27 protein-coding genes, 1 tRNA gene and 1 pseudogene are annotated in these 26,577 nt (G+C 62.8%); 14 read left to right on the top strand and 15 right to left on the bottom strand.

Features of this window, described 5'->3' with window-relative positions:
- Positions 1–43: 43 nt before the first annotated feature.
- Both grxC and ASD01_RS08505 read right to left on the bottom strand, forming a co-directional pair.
- Positions 44–301 carry a glutaredoxin 3 gene (gene grxC / locus ASD01_RS08510; protein WP_034797718.1) on the bottom strand — a complete coding sequence of 86 codons (258 nt, stop codon included), beginning with the start codon at positions 299–301 and terminating at the stop codon, positions 44–46.
- 47 nt (positions 302–348) lie between these two features.
- On the bottom strand, positions 349–1,080 hold the full coding sequence (locus tag ASD01_RS08505; RefSeq protein WP_234798704.1) for a ComF family protein: 732 nt from the start codon (positions 1,078–1,080) through the stop codon (positions 349–351).
- Between the two features lie 101 nt (positions 1,081–1,181).
- On the opposite strand from ASD01_RS08505, the gene ASD01_RS08500 reads away from it, so the two are divergent.
- Positions 1,182–2,060 carry a methyltransferase domain-containing protein gene (locus ASD01_RS08500; RefSeq protein ID WP_034797722.1) on the top strand — a complete coding sequence of 293 codons (879 nt, stop codon included), beginning with the start codon at positions 1,182–1,184 and terminating at the stop codon, positions 2,058–2,060.
- Between the two features lie 32 nt (positions 2,061–2,092).
- Here ASD01_RS08500 and ASD01_RS34545 read toward each other — a convergent pair whose 3' ends face one another.
- The 6 genes from ASD01_RS34545 to ASD01_RS08475 form a co-directional block, all read right to left on the bottom strand.
- Complete coding sequence (locus ASD01_RS34545; protein ID WP_082566310.1) at positions 2,093–2,260, bottom strand: Flp family type IVb pilin; 168 nt, start codon at positions 2,258–2,260, stop codon at positions 2,093–2,095.
- A 69-nt stretch (positions 2,261–2,329) separates the two neighbouring features.
- Positions 2,330–2,650 carry a hypothetical protein gene (locus ASD01_RS08495; protein ID WP_034797725.1) on the bottom strand — a complete coding sequence of 107 codons (321 nt, stop codon included), beginning with the start codon at positions 2,648–2,650 and terminating at the stop codon, positions 2,330–2,332.
- Between the two features lie 179 nt (positions 2,651–2,829).
- A complete protein-coding gene (gene mutT / locus ASD01_RS08490) occupies positions 2,830–3,243 on the bottom strand; it encodes an 8-oxo-dGTP diphosphatase MutT (protein ID WP_034797726.1) in 414 nt (137 codons plus the stop codon).
- A gap of 4 nt (positions 3,244–3,247) precedes the next feature.
- The gene (locus ASD01_RS08485; protein ID WP_034797729.1) at positions 3,248–4,066 is read right to left on the bottom strand and encodes a GNAT family N-acetyltransferase; all 819 of its coding nucleotides are present in this window, start codon (positions 4,064–4,066) and stop codon (positions 3,248–3,250) included.
- A 58-nt stretch (positions 4,067–4,124) separates the two neighbouring features.
- On the bottom strand, positions 4,125–5,366 hold the full coding sequence (gene argJ, locus ASD01_RS08480; protein WP_034797731.1) for a bifunctional glutamate N-acetyltransferase/amino-acid acetyltransferase ArgJ: 1,242 nt from the start codon (positions 5,364–5,366) through the stop codon (positions 4,125–4,127).
- 211 nt (positions 5,367–5,577) lie between these two features.
- The gene (locus tag ASD01_RS08475; RefSeq protein ID WP_034797733.1) at positions 5,578–6,444 is read right to left on the bottom strand and encodes a peptidylprolyl isomerase; all 867 of its coding nucleotides are present in this window, start codon (positions 6,442–6,444) and stop codon (positions 5,578–5,580) included.
- A gap of 243 nt (positions 6,445–6,687) precedes the next feature.
- Between ASD01_RS08475 and secA the strand changes: the two genes are divergently transcribed.
- Positions 6,688–9,396, top strand: a complete 2,709-nt coding sequence (gene secA, locus ASD01_RS08470) for a preprotein translocase subunit SecA (RefSeq protein WP_034797735.1) — start codon at positions 6,688–6,690, stop codon at positions 9,394–9,396.
- Positions 9,397–9,437: 41 nt separating this feature from the next.
- Here secA and ASD01_RS08465 read toward each other — a convergent pair whose 3' ends face one another.
- Complete coding sequence (locus tag ASD01_RS08465; RefSeq protein WP_034797737.1) at positions 9,438–9,656, bottom strand: hypothetical protein; 219 nt, start codon at positions 9,654–9,656, stop codon at positions 9,438–9,440.
- A gap of 186 nt (positions 9,657–9,842) precedes the next feature.
- Between ASD01_RS08465 and ASD01_RS08460 the strand changes: the two genes are divergently transcribed.
- Together ASD01_RS08460 and ASD01_RS08455 are read left to right on the top strand one after the other, a co-directional pair.
- On the top strand, positions 9,843–11,234 hold the full coding sequence (locus ASD01_RS08460; protein ID WP_051659382.1) for a lipopolysaccharide biosynthesis protein: 1,392 nt from the start codon (positions 9,843–9,845) through the stop codon (positions 11,232–11,234).
- The gene (locus tag ASD01_RS08455; RefSeq protein ID WP_034797746.1) at positions 11,231–12,505 is read left to right on the top strand and encodes a GNAT family N-acetyltransferase; all 1,275 of its coding nucleotides are present in this window, start codon (positions 11,231–11,233) and stop codon (positions 12,503–12,505) included. The genes ASD01_RS08460 and ASD01_RS08455 overlap by 4 nt, the downstream gene beginning before the upstream one ends.
- Before the next feature lie 84 nt (positions 12,506–12,589).
- Here the strand turns inward: ASD01_RS08455 and ASD01_RS08450 are convergent, their stop codons facing one another.
- Both ASD01_RS08450 and ASD01_RS08445 read right to left on the bottom strand, forming a co-directional pair.
- Complete coding sequence (locus tag ASD01_RS08450) at positions 12,590–14,251, bottom strand: AMP-binding protein (RefSeq protein WP_060643816.1); 1,662 nt, start codon at positions 14,249–14,251, stop codon at positions 12,590–12,592.
- Positions 14,252–14,369: 118 nt separating this feature from the next.
- A tRNA-Leu gene (locus ASD01_RS08445) sits at positions 14,370–14,454 on the bottom strand.
- A 212-nt stretch (positions 14,455–14,666) separates the two neighbouring features.
- Between ASD01_RS08445 and ASD01_RS08440 the strand changes: the two genes are divergently transcribed.
- Complete coding sequence (locus ASD01_RS08440) at positions 14,667–15,179, top strand: disulfide bond formation protein B (RefSeq protein WP_034797856.1); 513 nt, start codon at positions 14,667–14,669, stop codon at positions 15,177–15,179.
- Between the two features lie 111 nt (positions 15,180–15,290).
- Here the strand turns inward: ASD01_RS08440 and ASD01_RS08435 are convergent, their stop codons facing one another.
- Together ASD01_RS08435 and ASD01_RS08430 are read right to left on the bottom strand one after the other, a co-directional pair.
- A complete protein-coding gene (locus ASD01_RS08435; RefSeq protein WP_034797858.1) occupies positions 15,291–15,848 on the bottom strand; it encodes an HNH endonuclease in 558 nt (185 codons plus the stop codon).
- A 107-nt stretch (positions 15,849–15,955) separates the two neighbouring features.
- Positions 15,956–16,603: a DNA-3-methyladenine glycosylase family protein gene (locus tag ASD01_RS08430; protein ID WP_034797859.1), complete on the bottom strand. Its 648-nt coding sequence runs from the start codon at positions 16,601–16,603 to the stop codon at positions 15,956–15,958.
- 54 nt (positions 16,604–16,657) lie between these two features.
- On the opposite strand from ASD01_RS08430, the gene gluQRS reads away from it, so the two are divergent.
- The gene (gene gluQRS, locus ASD01_RS08425) at positions 16,658–17,539 is read left to right on the top strand and encodes a tRNA glutamyl-Q(34) synthetase GluQRS (protein WP_034797860.1); all 882 of its coding nucleotides are present in this window, start codon (positions 16,658–16,660) and stop codon (positions 17,537–17,539) included.
- Here gluQRS and ASD01_RS08420 read toward each other — a convergent pair.
- Positions 17,528–18,436, bottom strand: a complete 909-nt coding sequence (locus tag ASD01_RS08420) for a YihY/virulence factor BrkB family protein (RefSeq protein ID WP_060643813.1) — start codon at positions 18,434–18,436, stop codon at positions 17,528–17,530. The genes gluQRS and ASD01_RS08420 overlap by 12 nt on opposite strands.
- A 181-nt stretch (positions 18,437–18,617) precedes the next feature.
- On the opposite strand from ASD01_RS08420, the gene ASD01_RS08415 reads away from it, so the two are divergent.
- The 7 genes and pseudogenes from ASD01_RS08415 (at position 18,618) to ASD01_RS08385 (ending at position 24,303) form a co-directional block, all read left to right on the top strand.
- The gene (locus ASD01_RS08415; protein ID WP_034797862.1) at positions 18,618–19,451 is read left to right on the top strand and encodes an SDR family oxidoreductase; all 834 of its coding nucleotides are present in this window, start codon (positions 18,618–18,620) and stop codon (positions 19,449–19,451) included.
- Between the two features lie 24 nt (positions 19,452–19,475).
- Entirely contained in the window at positions 19,476–19,679 is a 204-nt protein-coding gene (locus tag ASD01_RS08410) for a twin transmembrane helix small protein (protein ID WP_034797863.1), read from the top strand.
- A gap of 67 nt (positions 19,680–19,746) precedes the next feature.
- Positions 19,747–20,325 (top strand): cob(I)yrinic acid a,c-diamide adenosyltransferase, encoded by a 579-nt coding sequence (locus ASD01_RS08405; protein ID WP_034797864.1) that lies wholly within the window; start codon positions 19,747–19,749, stop codon positions 20,323–20,325.
- A gap of 77 nt (positions 20,326–20,402) precedes the next feature.
- Positions 20,403–21,200: a rhomboid family intramembrane serine protease gene (locus ASD01_RS08400; RefSeq protein ID WP_034797866.1), complete on the top strand. Its 798-nt coding sequence runs from the start codon at positions 20,403–20,405 to the stop codon at positions 21,198–21,200.
- A 285-nt stretch (positions 21,201–21,485) separates the two neighbouring features.
- Positions 21,486–22,228, top strand: a pseudogene (locus ASD01_RS08395) (electron transfer flavoprotein subunit beta/FixA family protein).
- Positions 22,229–22,349: 121 nt separating this feature from the next.
- Positions 22,350–23,279, top strand: a complete 930-nt coding sequence (locus ASD01_RS08390; RefSeq protein ID WP_060643815.1) for an electron transfer flavoprotein subunit alpha/FixB family protein — start codon at positions 22,350–22,352, stop codon at positions 23,277–23,279.
- A gap of 151 nt (positions 23,280–23,430) precedes the next feature.
- A complete protein-coding gene (locus ASD01_RS08385) occupies positions 23,431–24,303 on the top strand; it encodes a 3-hydroxybutyryl-CoA dehydrogenase (protein ID WP_034806743.1) in 873 nt (290 codons plus the stop codon).
- A 69-nt stretch (positions 24,304–24,372) separates the two neighbouring features.
- Here the strand turns inward: ASD01_RS08385 and tlpA are convergent, their stop codons facing one another.
- The gene (gene tlpA / locus ASD01_RS08380; RefSeq protein WP_034806622.1) at positions 24,373–25,044 is read right to left on the bottom strand and encodes a thiol:disulfide interchange protein TlpA; all 672 of its coding nucleotides are present in this window, start codon (positions 25,042–25,044) and stop codon (positions 24,373–24,375) included.
- 26 nt (positions 25,045–25,070) lie between these two features.
- Between tlpA and argH the strand changes: the two genes are divergently transcribed.
- Positions 25,071–26,474 (top strand): argininosuccinate lyase, encoded by a 1,404-nt coding sequence (gene argH / locus ASD01_RS08375; RefSeq protein ID WP_034806619.1) that lies wholly within the window; start codon positions 25,071–25,073, stop codon positions 26,472–26,474.
- The last annotated feature ends 103 nt before the right edge of the window (positions 26,475–26,577 follow it).

The raw sequence follows: 26,577 nt of genomic DNA, 5'->3' as shown, positions 1-26,577 counted from the left end.
CCGCTGATAAACGGGACGTCGCCTCATGCAAGGGTACGGTGCCTCAGGCAGCCAGCATCGCGTCGAGTTTGCCGGCGCGTTCCAGCGCGTGCAGGTCGTCGCAGCCACCGACATGAATGTCGTTGATGAAGATCTGCGGGAACGTCGTCCCACCGTGCGACTTGTCGATCATCACCTGCCGAACGTTCGGATCATAGGTGGCATCGTGCTCGAGGAAGGAAACGCCCTTGGTTTCCAGGAGTTTCTTTGCGGCCGAGCAATAGCCGCAGAACTGACGCGTATAAATGACCACCGAAGCCATGATCCTGAACCGCTCCTTTGCCGGCGACCGTGCCGGACATCTGATTGTCATATAAGACCGGATACGGCTCTTGCAAAGGTCAAAACCGTGACCGACCCGGCTCCCGCCCGCTTCAGCGCACGGGTCGCTGCGGCAACGGTTGCGCCGGTCGTATATACATCGTCGACGAGAACCACGCTTTTCCCACTGAGACCCGCCCTGCCGCTTTCCGAGACGGCGAAGGCGCCGCGGACGTTCTCCTCGCGGGCGCGCAATCCCAAGCGTACCTGCGGGCTCGTGCGCCGGATGCGCCTCAAGATGTCGGGCTGATACGGACGACCGGAGAGCTGCGCAATGGCTCGCGCCAATTCCGCCGACTGGTTGAACCGCCGCTTCCACAGCCGGAAGGCATGCAGCGGCACGGGGATGATCGCGTCGGCGGAAGCGACGGCACCGTCGCTCGCCCGGATCATCCATGTCGCCATCATCGGCGCGAGATCCGTGCGGTCGCGATATTTCAGCCCGTGGACCAGATCGCGGGCAACGCCTTCATGGATCGCCACCGACCTTAACCGATCGAATGCAGGCGGGTTGGCGATCGCCTCCGGTGACACCGCTCCGGCGCCGTGATCGACCGAAAACGGCATGCCGAGAATATCGCAATAGGGCCGCTCGATCAGCGGCAGCGTCGCCCAGCAGGAGGCGCAGACCGCGCGATGATCGCCGACCAGCCGGCCGCAACCGCAACAGACAGGCGGAAAGACGAGATCGACGAGCCCCAGTCCGAATCGTCTCAGCATGCCCGCGCGCCACGCCTGCGGAATACGCAACCTCTCCCATGCCATGCGGTTGACTTTGTGCCTCCGAAGGTCTCTTTGCTGCCCATCGCGGAGAGACTATCGTGGAAAAAATCTTTGACCAGAGCCTCGTCGAGGCGCACCGGGCAAGGGCGCTCAGAAACGCCGATCCGAAGGCCGGTTTCCTTCTCGACATCGTTGCCGAAGAGCTCGCCGAGCGTGTCGGCGTGGTCGAGCGTCATTTTGATCGCGCACTCGAACTTCACGGCTATACCGGTGAAACGGCCCGCCAACTGATGGCGACCGGCAAGATCGACGCCATCGAGCGCATCGAGACCGACGCCCGCTTCAGCTCGACCGAGGCGCCGGTGACGATCGCCTCGCTCGAGGAAGTTCCGGCCGAACCGGAAAGCGTCAACCTGATCGTCTCGCCGCTGTCCCTGCATCTGACCAACGATACACCGGGCGCCTTCATCCAGGTGCGGCGGGCGCTGAAGCCCGATGGGTTGTTCCTCGCCGCCATCCCGGGCAGCGGCACGCTGCAGGAGCTGCGCGAAGCGCTGCTGGCTGCAGAGGCCGAATTGACCGGCGGCGCCAGCCCGCGCGTCATTCCCTTCGCCGATGTCCGTGACGTCGGCGCTCTGCTCCAACGCGCCGGCTTCGCTCTGCCGGTCACCGACACGGAAACCTACACGGTGCGCTATGATTCGCTGTTCGCGCTGATCCGCGACCTGCGCGCCATGGGCATGACCAGCCCGCTTTCGGCGCGCAGCCGCACGCCCGTTTCCAGGCGGTTCTTCCTCAGGGCTGCGGAAATTTACGCGGAGCGCTTCTCCGATCCGGACGGCCGCGTTCGCGCTACCTTCTCCATCATCTATCTGTCCGGCTGGGCGCCGCACGAAAGCCAGCAGAAGCCGCTGAAGCCGGGTTCAGCAAAGCAACGGCTTTCGGCAGCGCTTGGCACGAAGGAGCAGCCGCTGTAGGGCGGCATCCACCCCAGATCCGGTCTTAGTGCTTATGCGCTCGGGAACGCTGCGGCGAGCGAGTCGTAGACGTAGGTCAGGGCGTTGCCGATCTGGTTGGCCCCGAAGATTAAGCTGAGGGAGACGAGGGCGGCGATCAGCGCATACTCGATGGCGATGCCGCCGTCCGTGCCACCAAACAAGCGTCTAAGCGTTTCCATGCGTCCCCAGCCAGATTTGTGTTCAATCCGAATCGGACGCCAGCGCCAAACGGGCCGATGGCGTTCGCCTCAGCAGCCGCTCTTGCGGCCGTCGGCATCGATAATGCAAACCGCTCCGGGCATTTCCTGAAGGACGCTGCGCCGAACCGTGTAGCGCTTGGTGGTCCCCTTCGAAGGGATGGAGCCGGTGGAAATGTTGTCGTAATCGACGGGCGTGTTCGCCATGATGCGCTTGTCGGTCTTGGATGACAGCATGGGCGTCAGGATCAGTGTCAGCGCGATCACCGCCGTTCCGAACAACAGCGACAGATTGAGCACACCTGTCCGGCGGGACTGATTATTCATCAGATCCTTTTCCTGAACCGTGTTCCAGAAATCGTCGTCCACCATCCCAGCCTCACAAACGCGCAAAATACGGCGAACGCAAGCGCCCTTCCCAAGCTTGGTTCCACCGCACTGCCTGAAATCGATACGCCGTTGCCAACGATACGTACCAAAACTGAATTGGAGCTATCTTTGCGCCAGGGAGATAAACGATCGATTAATAATCAATCAGATTTCGGGTAGGTTCAGAGCAAATCCATAATAAACGGGATAAGCGGTTCGTCTGCCGGCGGCATCGGAAAATCGCGCAGGGCCTTTGGCCGGACCCACTTGATCGCCTGGCCTTCCCGCCCGATCGCAACCCCTTCATAGCGGCGGCAGACATAGAGCGGCATCAGCAGATGGAAGTCGTCATAGGTGTGGCTGGCGAAGGTGAGCGGCGCCAGGCATGCGACCTTGGTGCGGATGCCGAGTTCTTCCTCAAGCTCGCGGATCAGGGTTTCCTCCGGCGTCTCGCCGGCTTCAACCTTGCCGCCCGGAAACTCCCATAGGCCGGCAAGCGATTTCCCCTCCGGTCGCTGCGCGAGCAGGATACGACCATCGGAATCGACAAGCGCGCAGGCCGCGACAAGCACGATCTTCTTTCCGTTGGCATCCATGGCCTCAAGCTCCCGGCGTTCGATAGATGTAGCTGTAAACCTCGGAGAAACCGGCGCCGCGATAAAGCGCCATAGCCGAGCTGTTATCCGCTTCCACCTGCAGCCAGGCCTTCTTGGCTCCGCGCAGACGCGCCCAGCGCAGGCAGACGTCGAGCATCGCCTTGCCGACGCCCCGGCCACGGACCCGCTCGTCCACGGCAAACTGCATGATGCCGGCAAGATCGTTGTCCTGGACGACGAGCGCCACGGCCGTCGGCCCCATCTCGGCATCCTCGAACAGGAAGAGGCCACTCTCCGGCTTGATCGCGTTGATGATTTCGGCCAGCGCCGCCTTGCGCTTCGGATCGCTCTTCGCAATCCCGATGCACGCATCGACGAACCGGCCGACATCCTTGATCGGCAGATGATCGATGCCGTCACCGAACTCGCGCTCGACCAGGTCGACGCTCATGACCAGGCTGCGGCTGAACGCATTCCAGCCCTCGGCATCCATATGGGCGACAAGCTGCGGCGGCGTCAGCGGCGTCTGGCGCACAGTCAGCGGCCGGCCGTAGTCGGCAAAGCGCCGGGCAGCCTTTTCGAGACGGACCGGGATGTCGCGATAGTCGGACGGATCAAGCGGATTGACGGAATTCAGCCGCTTGGAATCATGGCCTGCATTGAGCCGGATCAGCCAGCTGCCATCATATTGTACGGACGCTGCCGGCCAGGCGCGGAAACCCACGGCCTCGAGACGGCGCACGTTCGGAAGATCCACCATTGCCACTTCCCCAGCTTCGGCCTGTGCCTTGCCCGCCACGTGCCGAATATCATTCGATGTCATCTTGCTACCTCTGCACGGTCTGGCGCGCCAGGCCGCTCACCATCACATAACCGGCGCCTCAGCTCCGGTAGTCGCCGTTGATCTCGACATATTCCTTCGTCAGGTCGCAGGTATAGACAGTGGCCCGACCGGAACCGAGGCCGATTTCGACGCGGATCGTGATGTCCTCTTCCTTCATCACGGCCGTGGCCGCAGCTTCAGAATAGGTGGGATCGCGCTCCCCCTCGACGGCGACGCGCACGTCGCCGAACCAGATCGCCAGCCGGTCGCGCTCGGCCATTTCTCCGGACTTGCCGACGGCCATGACCACGCGGCCCCAGTTGGCGTCTTCACCGGCGACCGCCGTCTTGACGAGCGGCGAATTGGCGATCGAAAGCGCGATGCGCTTGGCGGCCGCATCATTCTCGGCGCCTTCGACAGTCACCTCGACCATCTTGCGAGCGCCTTCGCCGTCGCGCACGACCTGGAGCGCGAGATCGCGCAAAAGGTCGTTCAGTGCGGCGCGGAAGGCATTAAGACGCGGGTCGGCCGCATCGGAGATTGCCGGCTGGCCGTCGGCCGATGCCGCGCCCGTAGCGAACAGCATCAGCGTATCGGACGTCGAAGTGTCGCTGTCGACCGTGACCGAGTTGAAGGTCGGGCCGACGCCGGCCGAAAGCAGGGCCTGCAGCGCCGAAGGCGCAATGTCGGCATCTGTGACCACGAAGGAGAGCATCGTCGCCATGTCGGGCGCGATCATGCCGGCGCCCTTGGAGATGCCGTTGATCGTCACCTTGACGCCGTCGATTTCGGCGCTGCGTGTCGCTACCTTCGGATAGGTATCCGTCGTCATGATCGCCTTGGCGGCTTCGAACCAGAAGTCCTCCTTGCCGGCAACAGCCAGATCGTCGAGCACGCCGGCAAACTTGGTCGCGTCCAAAGGCTCGCCGATGACGCCGGTCGACGCCAGGAAGACTTCGCTCTCCGCGCAGCCGACAGCCTTTGCCGCCGACTTTGCCGTCAGTTCCGTCGCCTCGCGGCCCTTCTTGCCGGTGAAGGCATTGGCGTTGCCGGAGTTGACGACGACAGCGCGCGCGACACCGCCGGCAAGGTTCTTGCGGCAGAAATCGACAGGGGCCGAAGGGCACTTGGAACGGGTGAAGACACCGGCCACGACGGCCGGCCGGTCGAACACCATCATCAGCACGTCGGTGCGGTTCTTGTACTTGATGCCGGCGGCTGCGGTCGCCATGCGGACGCCACGCACGGAGGGCATTTCGGCAAAGGTTTTCGGAGCGAGCGGAGAAACGGAGCCGGACATGGGAAACCTGCTGTGACGTGTTGGAGCCAAAGCACTTCCAAAAGAGCCTGGCGGCCTTCAGGAAATGCCTAAGAACAAGGATCCGGAGCGGTCTACAACCGAAACGGCTCCAGATCCATCTTGCGACAAATGCCCGAACGGTTTTCACCGCCGGGCATCGACAAAAAGCGGTGACGACAGGCCCCGCCAGTGGCAGGGCCCGCCGATCGAATTACTTGGCTTGTTGCGCTTCCTGCGCCTTGTTGGCCTCGTCATAGGCCTGCTTCAGCGCCGGGTCGGAAATTTCGACGCCTGCATCCTTCTTGGCGGCGGCAAGCAGCTCGACATACTTGTCACGCATGACAAGCTGACGAACCTGCTGCTCGACCTGCTCGAGCGGCGGCGGGGCCTGCGGGCGCTTGTCTTCGACCAGGATTACGTGGAAGCCGAACTGCGTCTTGACCGGGGTCTTGGTGTAGGCGCCCTTCTCGAGAGCGAAGGCAGCCGTTTCGAATTCCGGCACCATGCGGCCCTTGGTGAAGTAACCGAGGTCGCCGCCGTCGTTCTTGTTCGGATCGGTGGACTTCGCCTTGGCAAGCTCGACGAAGCTCTTGCCAGCGTCGAGTTCCTTGATGATTTCCTTGGCTTCGTCTTCCGTCTTGACCAGGATATGGCGGGCCTTCACTTCGTCCTGAACCGGAATGGCCGCGACTTCCTTGTCGTAGCGTGCCTTCACCTCTTCCTTGGTGATGGCGTCGACGACATGCTTCTTGAAGTAGGCGTTGTGAAGTTCGCGCTCGGTGAGGTACGCGACGCGCTGCTTGAAAGTGGCGTCGTCCTGCAGGCCTTCCTTCTCGGCCGTGGCGGAAAGAAGCTTAACGTCGATGATCGCCGACAGTGCTGCGGCGCGCTTCTGTTCTTCCGGCATCTGCTGCAGCTGCGGGTCGAGGCCACCCAGAGCAAGATTGAGTTCGGACTGACGCACGTCCTCGCCGCCAACCTTGGCGACCACCGGATCGGCGTCTTCCGCCCGCGCGCCACCATGTACGGCCATCGCCGCAACCAGTGCCACGGCGGCCAGGGTTTTCAACTTGGTCATGCTCACTAACCTTTCACATTGGCCTTCGGCGCAATTGCCTGCAGCTTGTAGCGGCTGCACAACACCAGAATGTGGCGGTTCTGTAGCCGTCCGGCAGTGCAATTGCGTTGACATAATTCGACCCCCCTCTTATCTGTCACGCAACCTCGCGTCCAGAACAGTTTCCGGGCGTTTCACGGCATTGCGCGGTTTTCGCGGCGTGGCCATGAGACCCAAGGCAACAAAAATGAAAGGACCATTCGTATGGTCAGTCTCGGCGGCCTAGCCCGCAAGTTGTTTGGCTCCTCCAACGATCGCCGCGTGCGTGGCTACAAGGCACGGGTGGACGCCATCAACGCACTTGAAGCCGACATGAAGGCTTTGTCGGATGAGGCGCTCGCCGGCAAGACGGTGGAATTCCGCAAGCAGCTGGAAGAAGGCAAGACGCTCGACGACCTTCTGGTTCCGGCCTTTGCGGTCGCCCGCGAGGCGGCCCGCCGCGTGCTCGGCCTGCGCCCGTTCGACGTCCAGCTCATCGGCGGCATGATCCTGCACGAGCGCGCCATCGCCGAAATGAAGACCGGTGAAGGCAAGACCCTCGTCGCGACGCTTCCGGTCTACCTGAACGCGCTTGCGAGCAAGGGCGTGCACGTCGTTACCGTCAACGACTACCTCGCCCAGCGCGACGCCGGCACCATGGACCGCATCTATAGCTTCCTCGGCATGACCACGGGCGTCATCGTCCACGGCCTGACCGACGAGCAGCGCAAAGCCGCCTATGCCTGCGACATCACTTATGCCACCAACAACGAGCTCGGCTTCGACTATCTGCGCGACAACATGAAGTACGAGCGCGGACAGATGGTCCAGCGCGGCCACTTCTTCGCCATCGTCGACGAAGTGGACTCGATCCTCGTCGACGAAGCGCGCACGCCGCTGATCATCTCCGGCCCGCTCGACGACCGCTCGGATCTCTACAACACAATCAACGAATTCATTCCGCTGCTTTCGGCTGAGGACTACGAGATCGACGAGAAGCAGCGCTCGGCCAACTTCTCCGAAGAAGGCACCGAGAAGCTCGAAAACCTGCTGCGCGAGGCGGGCCTGCTCAAGGGTGAATCGCTCTACGACATCGAAAACGTCGCAATCGTCCACCACGTCAACAATGCGCTCAAGGCCCACAAGCTGTTCCAGCGCGACAAGGACTACATCGTTCGCAACGGCGAGATCGTCATCATCGACGAATTCACCGGCCGCATGATGCCGGGCCGCCGTTATTCGGAAGGCCAGCACCAGGCGCTCGAAGCCAAGGAAAAGGTGCAGATCCAGCCAGAGAACCAGACGCTCGCATCGATCACCTTCCAGAACTACTTCCGCATGTATTCCAAGCTCGGCGGCATGACCGGTACGGCCTCCACCGAAGCGGAAGAATTCGGCAACATCTACGGCCTGGAAGTCGTTGAAGTTCCGACCAATCTGCCGATCAAGCGTATCGACGAGGATGACGAGGTCTACCGTACGCAGGGCGAAAAGCTGAACGCCATCATCGACGAGATCAAGTCGGCACACGAGCGCGGCCAGCCGATGCTGGTCGGCACGACGTCGATCGAAAAGTCCGAGCAGTTGGCCGACCTTCTGAAGAAGTCCGGCTTTGCCAACTTCCAGGTTCTCAACGCCCGCTACCACGAGCAGGAAGCCTTCATCGTCGCCCAGGCCGGCGTGCCCGGCGCCGTCACGATCGCCACCAACATGGCCGGTCGCGGCACCGATATCCAGCTCGGCGGCAACGTCGACATGCGCATCCAGCAGGAGCTCTCGGAAGTTGAGCCCGGCCCCGAGCGCGAACAGCGCGAACAGGCGATCCGCGCCGAAGTGCAGCAGCTGAAGGAAAAAGCGCTGGCCGCGGGCGGGCTTTACGTTCTCGCTACCGAGCGCCACGAAAGCCGCCGCATCGACAACCAGCTTCGCGGCCGTTCCGGCCGTCAGGGCGACCCGGGTCGATCGAAGTTCTACCTGTCGCTCCAGGACGACCTGATGCGCATCTTCGGCTCCGACCGCATGGACGGTATGCTGCAGAAGCTGGGCCTCAAGGAAGGTGAGTCGATCATCCATCCGTGGATCAACAAGGCTCTCGAACGCGCCCAGAAGAAGGTTGAAGCCCGCAACTTCGACATCCGCAAGAACCTTCTGAAGTACGACGACGTTCTCAACGATCAGCGCAAGGTGATCTTCGAGCAGCGCATCGAGCTGATGGATGCCGAAAGCGTCACCGAAACCGTGACCGACATGCGCACCGAAGTCGTCGAAGACATGGTCAGCAAGCGCATTCCCGAGAAGGCCTATGCCGAGCAGTGGGACGTCGCCGGTCTCAAGGCCGACGTGCAGCAATACCTCAATCTCGACCTGCCGATCACCGAATGGGCTGCCGAGGAAGGCATCGACGAAGCCGATATTCTCGAGCGCGTCATGACCGCTGCCGAAAAGGAAGCCGCCGACCGTGCCGAACGCTTCGGTCCGGAGATCATGCAGTATGTCGAACGCTCGGTCGTGCTGCAGACACTCGACCATCTGTGGCGCGAGCACATCGTCAACCTCGATCACCTGCGCTCAGTCATCGGCTTCCGCGGCTACGCCCAGCGCGATCCGCTGCAGGAATACAAGTCCGAAGCCTTCGAGCTGTTCCAGGCCCTGCTCGGCAACCTGCGCCAGGCCGTGACCGCACAGCTCATGCGCGTCGAGCTGGTGCGCGAAGCAGCCGAAGCGCCGCAGCCGGCTCCGCCTGTCATGCATGGCCACCATATCGATCCGCTCACCGGCGAGGACGATTTCGGCGACGTCACGCTGCTGGCCGCCCCGCCAGTGCAGCGAGACGCAACCAACCCATTGTCCTGGGGCAAGGTCTCGCGTAACGAGCTCTGCCCCTGCGGTTCGGGCAAGAAGTACAAACACTGCCACGGCATCTACGAGGCATAAGCCAGCCGCGGAATGCAGGTACTGTCTGCGCCCCCTGCCCTTCAGAAATGCCGCCCCCCGGGCGGCATTTTCGTTTCCTGGAGCCAGTTTGCTAGCGATGGCACGCCCTGGGCGATCAGGTTTTCGAGCGCGCGAATGCCGGTGCTGTTGATATGGCGGCGGCCGAGCGTGGCGTTGATACGGAGTGCGAGGTCTTCCGCGTTGGCGACCGTCAGGTCCTCCAGCCGCTCGATGCCGATCTTCTGGAGATCGCCGACCATGTGCGGCCAATCGATTTCGCCTGCATAATCCGCTGCCGCTCGCTGTCCACAATCGGCATGGTTGCCCCCATTCCTTACAACCGCGCTGCACCCTTTGTTAACGCTGTTCTGGCAGTACTGAACCCCTGTATTGCGTAATCTCAGGGTGTTCTCGTGTTCATGGCGGTATGTCAAACGGCCGGACGAATGCTGCCGTCGGCACTGAGACACCGCCTGTCCGCAATTATCGCCCGGCTTCTCCCCATCCTGACAAGTTCCGACGCCACGAACGCTGCGCGCCGCATGGCGCTCGTCGCCTTCACGGTTCGCATCGTCAGCGCCGCCATCGCCTTCCTGTCGCAGATCATCCTCGCGCGGCTGATGGGCGAGTTCGAATACGGCATCTTCGTCTTCGTCTGGGTGCTGGTCATCCTGTTCGGCAGCCTCTCCTGCGTCGGCTTTCACTCCGTCGTCATCCGCTTCCTGCCGGAATACCAGGCGTCGGCCGCCATGGACGAAATCCGCGGCGTGACGACGACGGTGCGCATCTTCGCGCTTTCCTCCGCCACCACGGTCGCCGTCCTCGGCCTTGCCGGCCTCTGGTTCTTTTCCGGGCACATCGAGGCCTATTACCTTGTGCCCCTCTATCTCGGCCTCTTCACCCTGCCGATGATCTCGCTGGGCGACGTCATGGACGGAACGGCGCGTGCCCATGGCTGGCCGATTGCCGCGATGAGCCCCACCTTCATCATCCGGCCGCTGCTCGTGCTCGTTTTCATGGTGCTCGCCGTCACCGCCGGCGCGCCCCACACCGCGCAAACCGCCATGATGGCAGCCATGGCCGCGGCCTATGTCACCAGTGTCTCGCAGTTTCTCGCGCTCACCTACCGTCTGCGCTCGCGCTATGTTCCGGGACCGCGACGCATCGAGCTTCGCCGTTGGCTCAAGGTCTCGATCCCCGTCTTCCTGGTCGATGGCTTCGGCTTCCTGCTGACCAATTCCGATGTGGTGATCGTCGGCCTCTACCTGGAGCCGGACGACGTCGCGATCTATTTCGCTGCCGCCAAGACCATGGCGCTTGTGCATTTCGTCATGTTCGCGGTCAAGGCAGCCGCGGGCCCGCGCGTCTCCAACGCGATGGCCCGCGATCCCGGCCAGATCCCCGGCATCGCGGTCGAAAGCGCCCGCTGGGCCTTCTGGCCGTCGCTTCTGGTCGGCGCGCTGGTGCTACTGGCAGGGCCGTTCCTGCTTTCGCTCTTCGGCCCGGCCTTCGTCACCGGGCTGCCGCTGATGATGGTGCTTTTCGCGGGTATCCTCGCCAAGGCTTTCATCGGCCCGGCCGAAACGCTGCTGACGATGGCCGGCCAGCAGACGCTGTGCGTGATCCTCTACGCCGGCGCGCTGGTGGTCAACATCGCACTCAACCTCAGCCTCATCCCTCTTTTCGGACTGAACGGTGCTGCTTTTGCAACCGCTGGTGCTATGTTCGTCGAGGCGATGCTGCTGCACCTCGCCGTCCGGCGTACCTTCGGCTTTGCGCTCTTTGCCTTCGCAAGAGCGCGGGCCGGCAATGAAAACAACGGGGCTGTCCATCCATGATCGGCAATACCAATCTTCCGAGCGATGCAAACAGCCGGGCCGCACGGGTTCTCGGCGGTCTGGCGCAGGACGGCGAAAGCGGACCGACCGCAGAGCATCTGATCGAGGTCGGACGTCCCGGACGGCATCTTGCCATCTATCCGGCAAGGGCCGGCTACGAGTTGCAGCGCGAACTCGACTTTCTGTCGAACCGGGCGCTGGAGCCGAACGTCTTCTTCACCGGACGCTTCCTGGCGCCGGCCATGCCACGCCTGGAAGAGCGAGTCATCCGGCTCGCGATCATGCGCGACAACGACGAGCGCCGCAGCCGGCTGCGTTTCCTGATGCCGTTCTCGATCGAAAAGCCCGGCTTCTCGATCGGCGCGCCGATCATTCGCGCCTGGTCGAACCCGTTCGGACCACTGGGCGTGCCACTGCTCGACGCCGAGGATGCGGCCGAGACCATCGACAACCTGTTCGAAGCCTTTGCCGCGCCGGCAACCGGGCTGCCCTCGATCCTGGTGCTGCCCGACATGCGGCTCAACGGCAAGGTCGCCCGCCTCACCCGCGCCGTCGCCATCGGCCGCAACCTGCCTCTGACGGTGACCGACACCTTCAGCCGGCCGATGCTCGAAAGCCTGCTCGACGGCCCGACCTATCTGCGCAAGGCAATCAGCCCGGCGCATTTCCGCGAGCTGCGGCGGCAGTGGAACAATCTCGAAAAAGAGGGCGAGCTCGTCTATTCGGTCGCCCGTCAGCCCGCCGACGTCCGCCTGCGCATGGAGGAATTCCTAGCGCTGGAAGCATCCGGCTGGAAGGGCAAGGCGCGCAGCGCCATGGTGCTCGACCGCTTCCGGGCCGCCTTTGCCCGCGAGGCGATCACCAATCTGGCCGACGGCGACAGCGTGCGCATCCACACGCTCGATCTCGACGGCAAGGCGATCGCCTCGATGGTCGTCTTCCTGATGTCGGGCGAGGCCTATACCTGGAAGACGGCCTATGACGAGCGCTATGCCAGGTTTTCGCCGGGCAAACTGCTTCTCGCCGAACTGACGGAATGGCATCTCGACGACGCCAACATCGCCCGCTCCGATTCCTGCGCGGTGCCGGACCACCCGATCATGAGCCGTTTCTGGCAGGAGCGCGAAGACATGGGCACGATGGTGATCGGCCTGCAGCAGACCCGAGACCGCGAAGTGCGCCAGGTGGCAGCCCAGCTCCACCTCTATCGCAACACCCGCAACATGGCGCGGATCCTGCGCGACAAGATCAAGGCGCTTGCCGGACGCTAGAGCGGGATGAGGAAAAAGCGGGCGCGGTTTTCCGCCCGCATCCCGCTCCAGCCAATTCAAATCAATCGCGCGGCGGCCGAGGGACTACGACGCTTCGGAAACCTCGATCGCCTCGCGCGCTTCCGCCGCCGCCTGCTCGCGCAGGAATCGTCTGATCACCTTGCCCGAGGTCGTCAACGGCAGGCTGTCGACGAAGGCGATTTCGCGCGGATACTCGTGCATCGAGAGCCGGGTCTTCACCCACTCGCGGATGGAGGTTGCCACACGCGCGTCGCCAACGACGCCCGGCCGTAGCACGACATAGGCCTTGACGATCTCGGTGCGCACCGGATCGGGCTTGCCGACAGCGGCGGCCAATTGCACGTCCGGATGGCCGGCGAGGCAATCCTCGATCTCGCCCGGGCCGATGCGATAGCCCGACGAGGTGATGACGTCGTCGTCACGCCCGAAGAAGGTGAAATAGCCCTCCTCGTCCATCACGCCCTGATCGCCTGTCGTCATCCAGTCGCCGATGAACTTCTTCTCCGTCGCCGCCGCGTTGCCCCAGTAGCCGAGGAACATCACCGGGTCCGGCCGCTTCACCGCCACCTGCCCGACGCTGCCGGCCGGCAGTTCGCGGCCTTCGCCGTCGATGATCGCCACCCGGTGGCCGGGTGCGGCCTTGCCCATCGACCCCGGCTTGACGACGCCGAGATCGGCGGCTGACGAAATGACGATGTTGCACTCGGTCTGGCCGTAGAACTCGCTGACCTCGAGACCGAGCGCCGCCTTTGCCCATTCATAGGACTCGCGGCCGAGGGACTCGCCAGCCGAGCCGATGGTTCGGAGATTAAGCCGATAGCGCTCGCGCGGATTCTCGACCGCCTTCATCAGCCTGAGCGCCGTCGGCGGAATGAACGCATTGCGCACGTCCATTTCTTCCAGGATGCGAAAGGCAGTATGCGGGTCGAACTTCTGCGCCGGCGACGACACGACGGGTACGCCGTGCAGCAGCGACGGTAACAGCGCGTTGAGCAGCCCGCCCGCCCAGGCCCAGTCGGCCGGCGTCCACATGCGGTCACCCGGCTGCGGCAGGAAGTGATGGTGAAACTCGAAGCCCGGCAGATGGCCGAGCAGCACCCGGTGCCCGTGCAGTGCCCCCTTCGGCGGCCCTGTCGTGCCTGACGTATAGATCATCAAGGCCGGATCGTCGGGGCCGGTATCGGCCGCAACAAAGTCAGAGGGATCACCCGACGCCAAGTCAGAGAAGACAATCGTGCCCGGACGCGGCTGATCATCCGCCAGCACCACCAGCCGCAAGTCAGGCAGCCGCTCACGGATCGCCGCGATGCGTTCATAGCCAAAGCCGTTGGTGATGACAGCCGCCACGCCGGCGTCGCGCAGCCGGTATTCGAGCGCCTCGACGCCGAAGAGCAGCGCCAGCGGCAGCGCGATGGCACCGTGCTTATAGATCGCTGCATGGGCAATCGCCGTCTCGAACCCCTGCGGCAACAGGATCGCCACCCGTTCTCCGGGCATGATACCCTCCCCCGCCAGCCCCCTGGCAAAGGCCGAGGATTGCCGGGCGAATTGACGATAGGTCAGCGATTGATGCGCACCGCCAGGATCGAAATGCTGGAGACAGACACGCTCCGGCGCCCGCTCAGCCCAGGCGTCGCTGACGGCAACGCCGATGTTGAACTTTTCCGGAATCTGCCAGCGGAAGGCGCGGTAGAGTTCGTCGTAGGTCTCTATTCTCGGTAACATGACGCTGCCATGACAGTTTTCTTGCTGCAGCGCACCTAACACCTTCGCAAGCGACAGTTCAATGACTGCGGCGGCGTTCAGGCATGTCGGACGATGGATGTGAAGAAAGTGTATGTGGTGGTGCCCCATGCCGGGGTCGAACCAGCACTCCTTTCGGAACTCGATTTTGAGTCGAGCGCGTCTACCAATTCCGCCAATGGGGCTCAGGGAAGTGCGATATCAGCGGCTCGGATTTACACGAAGGATTTCGCCGTGGTCAACCATCATTTTCAGGATGCACGACCAACAATCACGAAAGCGTGCGGGCCGGTCGCAGCCGCTGCGATTTACAGCGCGCACGATCCTGCCTAAGAAGGCGCCATCCAGTTTGCACTGCGGCATCCCTCGGTTTCGAGTTGCCGCCCGCGAGGTATAGATGATCGACGCCGCCACCCAATCCCGCCAGCATTTGCTGATCGCCGTTATCGTAACACTCGGCATGGCGGCGACCGTGGGCGGCGCGCTCGGCTTCGAGCATGTCGGTGGCTATATTCCCTGCGCGCTCTGCCTGTTGCAGCGCGATCCCTACTACTGGGGCATCCCGGTCGGTGTTTTGGCAATCGCCACGACCGCGTTCAAACTGCCGGCGTGGACGACACGCACGCTGCTTCTCATCGTCGGCATCCTGATGCTGGTCGGCGCCGGCATGGGCGTCTATCACTCGGGCGCCGAATGGGGCTTCTGGGAAGGACCGTCCACCTGCGCCACGACCGCGCAAGGGATTTCGTCGAATGTCGGTGATCTGCTGGGCGATCTCGATTCCAAGCATGGCCCGTCGTGCACCGAAGCCTCCTTGCGGGTGCTCGGGCTCTCCTTTGCCGGATGGAATGTGATCGCCAGCCTCATCCTCGCAGCAATCGCCTTGCGCGGTGCGGCAAAGGCGCGCTGATCCCAGATCGCTCTCGGGAAACAGGCAACGCCCCAACAAGGGGTTCGCGAGCGCACGCACCTCTCCTGACCCCGCTTTGGGCTTAGATCCGGCAAGAAGGCACGAACAGCGTCAGGGCTGCAGTTCGACGTCCCAGTAGAGATAGTCCATCCAGCTTTCATGCAGATGGTTCGGCGGGAAGAGCCGGCCGTTGTTGTGCAGGTCCTGCACCGTCGGCTGGAAAGGCCTCTGGTGCGGGAACATGCCGGCTTGCTTCGGCAGCTTGCTGCCCTTGCGTAGATTGCAGGGCGAGCAGGCTGCGACGACATTGTCCCAGGTCGTCTGGCCGCCGTGAGCGCGGGGCACCACGTGATCGAAGGTGAGATCGTCGGGCGAACCGCAATACTGGCATTCGAATTTATCGCGCAGGAACACGTTGAACCGGGTGAAGGCCGGGTGGCGTGAGGGCTGCACGTAGCTCTTGAGGCAAACAACGCTCGGCAGTCGCATCGAGAAGCTCGGAGACGACACCGAATGTTCGTACTCGGCAAGGATATTTACACGGTCAAGGAAGACGGCCTTGATCGCGTCCTGCCAGGACCAAAGCGACAAGGGGTAGTAACTCAGCGGCCTATAGTCAGCGTTCAAGACGAGCGCCGGCAAGGCCTGTGGTGAGACTGCAATCGTCAAGCGTATTCTCCTGATCGATTCGGCATCTGCACCTTCTATATTAGGCCCGTTGCAACAGGATTGTGAAGCCGGAAACAAAAATGCGTGCGCTGGATTCGCTTTTTCCTTCAAGGTGTCACAGGAACAGCATCACGACGCATTTCCTGTGAATAATAGGCCCAGAAGAGGCGTGCGGCGACGCTGCGCCAGGGCGACCACGAAGCGGCGAGCGAATCAATTTCGCGTGCGCTCGGGCGCAGTTCGAGGCCCAGTCCGTGACCGATCGCGTTTTGCAGCGCGACGTCGCCGGAGGGAAAGACATCCGGATGACCGGCGCAGAAGAGCAGATAGACTTCCGCCGTCCAGCGCCCCACCCCCTTGATCGCCGTCAGCTCCCGGATCGCCTCCGATCCTTCGATGTTGCAGATCGCGTCGAGATCGATCTGACCGCTGACGACCACCTCGGCCACGCGCCTCAGCGCCTCGGCCTTCGCCCGCGACAGCCCGATCGCCCGGCAATCCTCGTCGCTCAGCGAATTGACGCCTGCCGCCGTGACCTCGCCGAGCTTTTCTTCCATGCGCCGCCAGATCGCAGCCGCACTTGCCTTCGAGACCATTTGCGAGACGATGATGCTGGCAAGGCCGCGATAGCCGGGATCGGTGCGCCGGAGCGGCACCGGGCCGGCTCTCGCAACGACGTGCCCGAGGCGCGCATCGAGCATCACCAGGCCTGACAGCCCGGCCTCGATATCCTCATGTGTCCGGATGATCCGCATGACGCCTCCACAAAGCGGATGATTTTTATACCCCTTCCATGGCAAAGGGAAAGCATGCCTGACACGCCACCCGTTTTCCGTTTTGCCCCGAGCCCCAACGGGCTGCTCCATCTCGGCCACGCGCTTTCCGCGGTGCTGAACCATGACATGGCGAAGGCCGCGAACGGGCGTTTCCTGCTGCGCATCGAGGATATCGACCAGACCCGCTGCCGCCCGGAATTCGAGGCGGCGATCTTCGAAGACCTTGCCTGGCTCGGCCTCGACTGGGAGCGCCCGGTGCGCCGGCAATCGGAACATCTCGACGCCTACGCGTCGGCGCTTCAACGGCTGGACATGCTGGGTGTCATCTACCCCTCGGTCATGACCCGCGGCGAAATCAAGGCCGCCGTTGCCGATGCGGAAGCCGGCGGCCAGACCTGGCCGCGCGATCCGGACGGCAGCCCGCTCTATCCCGGCCGCGAGCGCGAATTGCCCCAAACCGAGCGCGCGGCTCTCACCGCGGGCGGCAAGGCCTATGCTTGGCGGCTCGACATGGAGAAGGCCATCGCGCTTTTGGGAAAAGACCACCTGAGCTGGGCCGAGAGCGGCCATGGTCCTGAGGACGAAACCGGCACCATCATCGCCGACCCCGCCGCCTGGGGCGACGTGATCCTGTCGCGCTCCGATGCGCCGTCAAGCTACCATCTATCCGTCGTCGTCGACGACGCGTTGCAGGGCATCACCCATGTGGTGCGCGGCCGCGACCTCTATCATGCGACCTCCGTGCACCGGCTGCTGCAGCGGCTTCTCGATCTGCCGGAACCGCTCTATCACCATCACCGGCTGATCCTCGGCCCGGATGGGCGCAAGCTGTCGAAGAGCAACCAGGATACCGGCATCGCCGCTTTCCGCGCCGCCGGTCGCACAGCGGAGGAAATCCGCGCGCTAATCGGCTAGGTCCTGCTCCTCGCGGGCCGCGTCGTTGCCATTGCGCAGCTGGAAGCTGCGCCGCACCATGCTCTTGATCCTGTATTTGAGGATCGCCGCATTGATCTCGGCGCCGATGATGAAGATTGCAGCGATCATGTAGAGAAACACCAGCACGATCATGATCGACGCCAGGCCAGCATAGGTAGACACATAGGTGGCGAAGGTCGCGAGGTACGAAGCAAAGGCATAAGCGCCGATCGTCCAGCAAACGAGCGTCAGCGCGATGCCCGGCAAAACGTCGATCACTTTACGGTGCCCATCCGGCAGCCAGAGATGGGACACGAGCAATCCGCTGGTCAGCACGACGAGAGCGAGCGGCAGGCTCCAGTTGTCGACGGTCGCAAGCACGCCACCAAGCCAGGGGAGCCACTGTCCGGCATAACGCACCGCCAGCGGCACGGCGACGAGCAGAATGCTGAGTGCGGCCAGGATCAGGACGCCGGCAAGCACGAAGCCGAGGCTCGCAAGCCGAGTGACGTACCAGTAGCGGCTCTCGGTCACTCGATAGGCGCGATTGAGCGAGACGCGCAGCGCCTCGACGCCGTTGGAGGCGAAATAGGCGGCGGCCAGCACCGAAACGGTCAAGAGCCCACCGCGCGGGATCGTCAGCACCCGCACGATTTCGTCGGCGATGGGCTTGGCGATCGATTCCGGCCAGGCATCGAAAATCAGATGCACCGCCGTTTCGGCAAACTGGTCGGCCCCGAGAAAGCTGCCGAGCGCCGTGCCGAAAATCAGGAAGGGAAAGACGGCGAGCAGCGACGACAGCGCCACATGGCTCGCCATCGCCCAACCGTCGTCGAGGCTGAAGTGCCAGAGCGCATCGAACACGACTTTCCAGGTGATGCGTATAAACGCTGGCATTCCATTCCAATCCTACGAGGCGCCGGGACTACCCGATCAGTACGTCCGTCTCGGCGCCGTTTCCTTGGCTTCGCATGACCCCAACGGCGACAACGCTGGCGGGTTCCGGCTTGCGCAATTCAATTGTATCCCGCCGATGAATATGGGAAACCGAGGCAGGATTTCTACAGGATTCGACCGGATGACGGATCGCCCCACAATCATTGTCACCGGATGCTCCTCCGGAATCGGCGCCCATTGCGCACGCGCGCTTCATGCCGACGGCTGGCGGGTCTTTGCGACCGTGCGCCGGGAAGAGAACCGGCAATCGCTTGAAAGCGAGGGCATCGAGACCTTTCTGATGGACTACACCAAGCCGGAGAGCATCGCTGCCCTGGCCGATACGGTGCTGGCGCTTTCCGGCGGGCGCATCGACGCGCTGTTCAACAACGGCGCCTATGGCCAGGCGGGTGCGGTCGAGGATCTGCCGACCGAGGCGCTGAGGCTCCAGCTCGAGACCAACGTGATTGGCTGGCACGACCTGACGCGGCGGGTGATCCCCGCGATGCGGGCGCGCGGCAGCGGCCGCATCGTGCAGTGCTCTTCCATCCTCGGCATCGTGCCCTATCGCTGGCGCGGCGCCTACAACGCCTCCAAGTTTGCGATCGAGGGCCTGTCCCTCACCCTCAAGATGGAGCTGGCCGGCAGCGGTATCGAGGTGAGCCTGATCGAGCCAGGGCCGATCACATCGAAATTCACCGCCAATGCCGTTACCTATATCGAGCGCTTCATCGACCTCAAGAATTCGGTGCACCGCGTCGAATACGAGCGGCAGATGCGACGCCTGAAAGGCGAAAGCAAACCCGCGGCCGGAAAGCTCGGCCCGGAGGCGGTTTATGCGGTTTTGAAGCACGCACTGACAGCAAAGAAACCGAAACCGCACTATATTGTAACAAGGCCAGCCAGACAGGGCGCGCTTCTGAAGAAGCTCCTGCCGGCGGCACTGTTTTATCGCATCATCGGCCGACTTGGCTGAAGCAGAATTGCAAGGAAGAGTTCGATGTCCAGCTTCTTTACCGGCTTGACCCTGTTCGTCATGGGCCTGGTCGTGATCGTTTTGATCCGCGGCCTCGTGAACATGGCAAAGGGTGGCAGCGGCAACACGTCCAACAAGTTGATGCAGGCGCGTGTACTGTTGCAGGCAATCGCGATCGTGCTCATCATGGTGACCCTTTGGATCACCGGCGGCGGCCGTCCGACCTGACGCAAATTCCGAACGGACAACCGTTCCACACCGTTCCTGAAATTGCGCTAGAGGACTGCGTCCGCCCATGGTGAAGCTCAACAAGATCTATACCCGGACGGGTGACAACGGCACCACCGGGCTCGTCTCCGGCCCGCGCCGGCTGAAGAGCGATCTGCGCGTCGATGCTTATGGCGCAGTGGACGAAACCAATGCCTTCGTCGGCCTGGCTCGGCAGCATACGGCCGGCAACGTCGATCTCGACGCCGCACTGATGCGGATCCAGAACGATCTCTTCGATCTCGGCGCGGATCTCGCAACACCCGACACCGGCGAGCCGCCGCAATACGAACCGCTGCGCATCGTCGCAGCGCAGGTGACCTGGCTCGAAACCGAAATCGACCGGCTGAATACCGAACTTGATCCCTTGCGCTCCTTCGTGCTTCCGGCCGGAAGCCCCGCCTCCGCAGCCCTCCACGTCGCCCGCACGGTCGCACGCCGTGCGGAACGCCAGGTGGTGGCCCTTGCCCAGATCGAAGGTGAAGTCGTCAGCACGGAAGCCATCGCCTATATCAATCGCCTGTCGGATTTCCTGTTCGTCGCGGCGCGCTTTGCAAATGACAAAGGTCAAGCCGACGTCCTTTGGATTCCCGGAAAAAACAGATAACGTCGGCTCGCGCATTGTCGCGCCCGATCGAGATTCGGCGGGAGAAACGGGCAATAACCTGTGCTTCGGGAGACCGCATGTTCATACCGCTTCACGATACGAACACCCTGAAGCACATCAAGGTCCAGTACGTCACGATCAGCCTGATCGTCATCAACATTGCCGTCTGGCTGATCACCGGACCGATTGCCTCCGAGCAATTCACCAACGCCGCGCTGCTGGGCTTCGGCTATATCCCGGCGCTCATTTTCGACTACGCGCAGCTTGATCCCTCGCTCGTCGTCGTCCCCGACGGCTTCACCTTCGTCACCTATTCCTTCCTGCATGGCGACTTCATGCACCTCGCCATGAACATGCTGTTCCTCTGGGTGTTCGGCGACAATGTCGAGGATGCGCTCGGGCACTTCCGCTATCTCGCCTTCTATCTTCTCTGCGCGGCTGCAGGCGCACTGGCGCATGGGCTTCTCGACCCGGCCTCCGAGGCGCCGTTGATCGGCGCATCGGGCGCGATCTCCGGCGTCGTTGCCGCCTATTTCCTGCTACACCCGAAGGTGCGCGTCTGGGTGCTTGTCTTCTTCCGCATCCCGCTGCCCTTGCCCGCGGCCATCCCGCTTGCCTTCTGGATCGGCCAGCAGTTCTTCATGCTGGTCGTCGATCCCGGCAGCGGCGTGTCCTGGAGCGCCCATGTCGGCGGCATCGTCGCGGGCCTGGTTCTGGTTGTCATTTTGCGACGCCGCGATGTGCCGCTTTTCGACCGCACGATCGTCACGCCGCGCGCCGTCCGGCACAAGGCCGAACCGGTCACCGCAAGCCAACCGCCGTCGTCAGATGCGACAAGATCGCCCGTTCCCTGGGGACGCCAGACCGGATCCTGACACCGGCAATCGCCAGCCTTCAACGAGGATGATCCGTTATTTCAATGGCTTGCCTGAAGCGCGCCCGGCCCTGCCGGGACAGTGCCGCATCAGGCCCCAAGCCACTTGCCATCGATCATTCTTACGTGTACGTAAACGTAATTCCAATTCTCGGGATTATATCGATTTAGCGCCATGTACAGCGATTGTAATTGGAGAAAAAACGCGTATCGATGTCGCCAACCGACAATCAGGCGGCTCCGTTAAGGCGCATTTTCCTGCGAAAGCTCTTGGAGGGAAGAATCCATGAAAATACTTGTGACGGTGAAGCGGGTCGTTGACTACAACGTCAAGATCCGCGTGAAGGCAGACGGTTCGGGCGTCGAACTTGCGAACGTGAAGATGTCGATGAACCCCTTCGACGAATCGAAGAAGCGCTCAGGCTGAAGGAAGCCGGCAAGGCTGAGGAAGTCGTCGTCGTTTCCGTTGGTCCGGCCAAGGCCGAAGAGACGCTGCGCACSGCGCTCGCCATGGGGGCSGACCGCGCCATCCTGGTTGAGACCGAAGACCAGGTCGAGCCGCTCGCTGTCGCCAAGATCGTCAAGGGTGTGGCCGAGGCTGAACAGCCGGGCCTGATYATCGTSGGCAAGCAGGCAATCGACGACGATTCGAACCAGACCGGCCAGATGCTGTCCGCCCTGCTCGGCTGGGCGCAAGGCACCTTCGCCTCCAAGGTCGAGATCGGCGATGGCAAAGCAACCGTGACGCGCGAAGTCGACGGCGGTCTGCAGACGATCGACATCAAGCTGCCGGCCGTCGTTACCACCGACCTGCGCCTGAACGAGCCGCGCTACGCCTCACTGCCGAACATCATGAAGGCGAAGAAGAAGCCGCTCGACAAGAAGTCGCCGGCCGACTTCGGCGTCGACACCGCCGCCCGCCTCAAGGTGCTGAAGACCGAGGAGCCGTCGGGCCGCAAGGCCGGCATCAAGGTCAAGTCGGTCGCCGAGCTCGTCGAAAAGCTCAAAACCGAAGCCGGCGTGCTCTGATTTAAGGAAGGGAGATTTTATCATGGCCATTCTTCTTCTGGCTGACCACGACAGCAACCACCTTTCCGACCAGACCGCCAAGGCGCTGAGCGNCTCTGATTTAAGGAAGGGAGATTTTATCATGGCCATTCTTCTTCTGGCTGACCACGACAGCAACCACCTTTCCGACCAGACCGCCAAGGCGCTGAGCGCCGCTTCGAAGATTGGCGGCGATGTGCATGTTCTCGTTGCCGGCGCCGGCGCGAAGCAAGCTGCCGAACAGGCCGCCAAGCTTGCAGGCGTTGCCAAGGTGCTCGTTGCCGACGACGCCTCGCTTGCCAACAACCTCGCAGAACCGCTCGCTGCCCTGATCGTCTCGCTCGCTGGCAGCTACGACACGATCGTGAGCGCCGCGACCTCGGTCGGCAAGAACGTCATGCCGCGCGTTGCAGCCCTGCTCGACGTTTCCCAGGTTTCGGAAATCATCGAAGTTGTCTCGTCGGATACCTTCAAGCGTCCGATCTATGCCGGCAACGCCATCCAGACGGTGCAGACGACCGAAGCCAAGCGCGTCATCACCGTGCGCACCGCCTCCTTCGCGTCCGCCCCTGAAGGCGGCTCGGCCGCGATCGAGAGCGTTTCGGCTGCCGCCAACCCCGGCGTTTCCTCCTTCGTCGCCGACGCCCTGTCGTCGTCCGACCGCCCGGAGCTGACGTCTGCCAAGATCATCATCTCCGGTGGCCGCGCGCTCGGCTCGTCGGAAAAGTTCCAGGAAGTGATCCTGCCGGTGGCCGACAAGCTCGGCGCTGCCGTCGGCGCTTCGCGCGCTGCCGTCGACGCCGGTTATGCCCCGAACGACTGGCAGGTCGGCCAGACCGGCAAGGTGGTCGCACCCGATCTCTACATCGCCTGCGGCATTTCCGGTGCCATCCAGCACCTCGCCGGCATGAAGGACTCGAAGGTCATCGTCGCCATCAACAAGGACGAAGAGGCGCCGATCTTCCAGGTCGCCGACTACGGCCTGGTTGCCGATCTCTTCGACGCTCTGCCGGAGTTGCAGAAGGCGCTGTAAGCCCAAATCGATGCCACCCTCCGCACCCATGAAAAGGGCTGGCAAAAGCGGGGACTTGGCATTAACAATCTACCGGGCCGGCCAAACCGGCCCGGTTTGCGTGTCTGATGGCGGCCTTGCCGCCAACCCTTGAAGATGGATGTTCGCCGCGATGATCAAGACGGTCGGAATTATTGGTGCCGGGCAAATGGGCTGTGGCATCGCACATGTTTCGGCAATCGCCGGATACAAGGTGCAGATCTATGATCTGGCCGCCGAACGGATCGAAGCGGGCCTTGCAACCGTCAACGGCAACCTTGCCCGTCAGGTCTCCTCCGGCAAGATGACCGACGAGGCCCGCAAGGCAGCCCTTGCCCTGATCAAGGGCTCTTCCGATATCAACGACCTGTCCCAGGCCGATCTTGTGATTGAAGCCGTCACCGAAGACGAAACGATCAAGCGCAAGATCTACGGTCAGGTTTGTCCGATCCTGAAGCCGGAAGCGATTCTCGCGACGAATACCTCGTCCCTGTCGATCACGCGCCTGGCCTCCGCCACCGATCGCCCCGAGCACTTCATGGGCATCCACTTCATGAACCCGGTTCCGGTGATGAAGCTGGTCGAGCTCGTGCGCGGCATCGCCACGGACGAACAGACCTTCAAGACCGCCAAGGAATTCGTCGCGACGCTCGACAAGACCGTGACAGTCGCCGAAGATTTTCCGGCCTTCATCGTCAACCGCATTCTGCTGCCGATGATCAACGAGGCGATCTATACGCTTTATGAAGGCGTCGGCAGTGTCGAGGCGATCGATACCGCCATGAAGCTCGGCGCCAACCATCCCATGGGCCCGCTGCAGCTTGCCGACTTCATCGGCCTCGACACCTGCCTGTCGATCATGCAGGTGCTCTATGACGGCCTGGCGGACTCGAAGTATCGCCCCTGCCCGCTGCTGGTGAAATATGTCGAAGCCGGCTGGCTCGGCCGCAAGTCCGGACGCGGCTTCTACGACTATCGCGGCGAAGTGCCGGTTCCCACCCGCTAATTCCGTCAGCATTTGACAAGAAAAACCCGGCGATCCGCCGGGTTTTTCTTTGTCCAGATCTAGTCTCCTTCAGCTTCCCGCAGCAGGAGCAAGCGCCGCGCTGATCAGCGCCTTGGCGTCGTCGCTGTCCCAGGCGGCCGGCCCGTTCATCGAGCCGATCAGGCAGCCCTTGTCGTCGAGCAGCAGGGTTGCCGGCAGGCCGAAGGCCAGGCCTTCCTTCTTCATGTTGTTGAACACGCCCATCGAGGCGTCGCGATAATAGCCAAGCTCATGCACGGCCGTCTCGTCGAGGAAAGCCTTCGGCTTCTCGTCGTCGCCGACGTCGATGTTGATCGCCACCACTTCGAACTTGTCGCTGCCGAGCGACTTCTGCAGGGCGTTCAAGGCCGGCATTTCCTCGCGGCAGGGAACGCACCACGTCGCCCAGAGATTGACGAGCAGCGTCTTGCCGGCAAAGGCCGAGACATTGGTCGGCTTGCCGTCCGGACCGTTGAAGTCGAGCGCGATCGGCCGCGGCGACGACGCCGGCGACATCGCGGCGACCTGCCCCTTCATGAAGGGTGTCAGCGCAGCGACCTTGGCCGAGGTCAGCGGGCAACTGGCGGAGGCCGTTTCGGTTGCCTCACCATTGCCAGACCCGGTCTCCTTCACGTATACCGCTGCCGCACCGACGATCACGCCGAACAGGGCGGCGAGCGCGAACAGTTTCACGGCCGGGGGGGATTTCTTCTGGTCGGGCATTTCATTCTCCAAGGCGGGCATTCTTCATGGCTGACGGCAATTCCGAGACGAAATCCTCCAACCAGATGTGGGGCGGTCGCTTTGCCTCGGGTCCGGACGCGATCATGGAGGAAATAAATGCCTCGATCGGCTTCGACAAGAAGCTCTATGCCCAGGACATCCGCGGCTCAATAGCGCATGCGACGATGCTGGCGCATCAAGGCATCATTTCGGCCGACGACAAAGACAAGATCGTTCACGGCCTGAACACGATCCTGTCAGAGATCGAAAGTGGTGCGTTCGAGTTCTCACGCCGCCTCGAAGACATCCACATGAACATCGAGGCCCGGCTCGCGACCCTGATCGGTCCGGCTGCCGGCCGCCTCCACACCGCCCGCTCGCGCAACGATCAGGTGGCGCTCGACTTCCGCCTCTGGGTCAAGGAAGAGCTGCAGCGCACCGAGAAAGCGCTGACGGCGCTGATCGCCGCCTTCCTCGACCGCGCCGAGGAACATGCCGATACCGTCATGCCCGGCTTCACCCATCTGCAGACCGCGCAGCCCGTCACCTTCGGCCATCACTGCATGGCCTATGTCGAGATGTTCGGCCGCGACCGCTCGCGCGTGCGTCACGCCATCGAGCACATGGACGAGAGCCCGATCGGCGCCGCCGCCCTTGCCGGCACCGGATTCCCGATCGACCGTCACATGACCGCCAAGGCGCTCGGCTTTGCCGGCCCGACCCGCAACTCGATCGACACGGTATCGGACCGCGACTTCGCGCTCGAATTCCTGTCGATGGCCTCGATCACTGCCACGCACCTGTCGCGGCTGGCCGAAGAGATCGTCATCTGGTCGACGCCGCAGTTCGGCTTCATCCGCCTGTCGGATGCATTTTCGACCGGCTCCTCGATCATGCCGCAGAAGAAGAATCCCGACGCCGCTGAACTGGTGCGCGCCAAGACCGGCCGCATCAACGGTTCGTTGATCGCGCTGCTCACGGTCATGAAGGGTCTGCCGCTCGCCTATTCCAAGGACATGCAGGAAGACAAGGAACAGGTCTTCGACTCAGCCGAAAGCCTCGAGCTGGCGATCGCCGCCATGACCGGCATGGTTCGTGACATGACCATCCGTAGCGATCGCATGAAGGCCGCCGCCGGCTCCGGCTATTCGACCGCGACCGACCTTGCCGACTGGTTGGTGCGTGAGGCAGGCCTGCCCTTCCGCGACGCCCACCATGTGACCGGCCGCGCCGTGGCGCTTGCTGAACAGAAGGGCTGCGACCTCGCGGATCTTTCGCTTGCCGACCTGCAGTCGATCCACGCCGACATCACCGAGAAGGTCTTCGATGTCCTGACGGTCGAAGCCTCCGTGGCCAGCCGTACCTCCTTCGGCGGCACGGCGCCCAACGAGGTTCGCAAGCAGATCGCCTGGTGGCGCGCCCGCAACTAAGACATCTGCTCCCAAGCCCGCTGCGGGCGGCTCTTCGCCCGCAGAAACAGGGTGCACAAGTGCCTGAAAAATCGGTAAGACATCGCACCTGCATCAGTTCCCG

This window comes from Ensifer sp. Root423 (assembly GCF_001426275.1).
Taxonomy (GTDB): domain Bacteria; phylum Pseudomonadota; class Alphaproteobacteria; order Rhizobiales; family Rhizobiaceae; genus Ensifer; species Ensifer adhaerens.
Note: the sequence above shows the minus strand (reverse complement) of the source record. Positions and strands in the feature narration are given on the sequence as shown.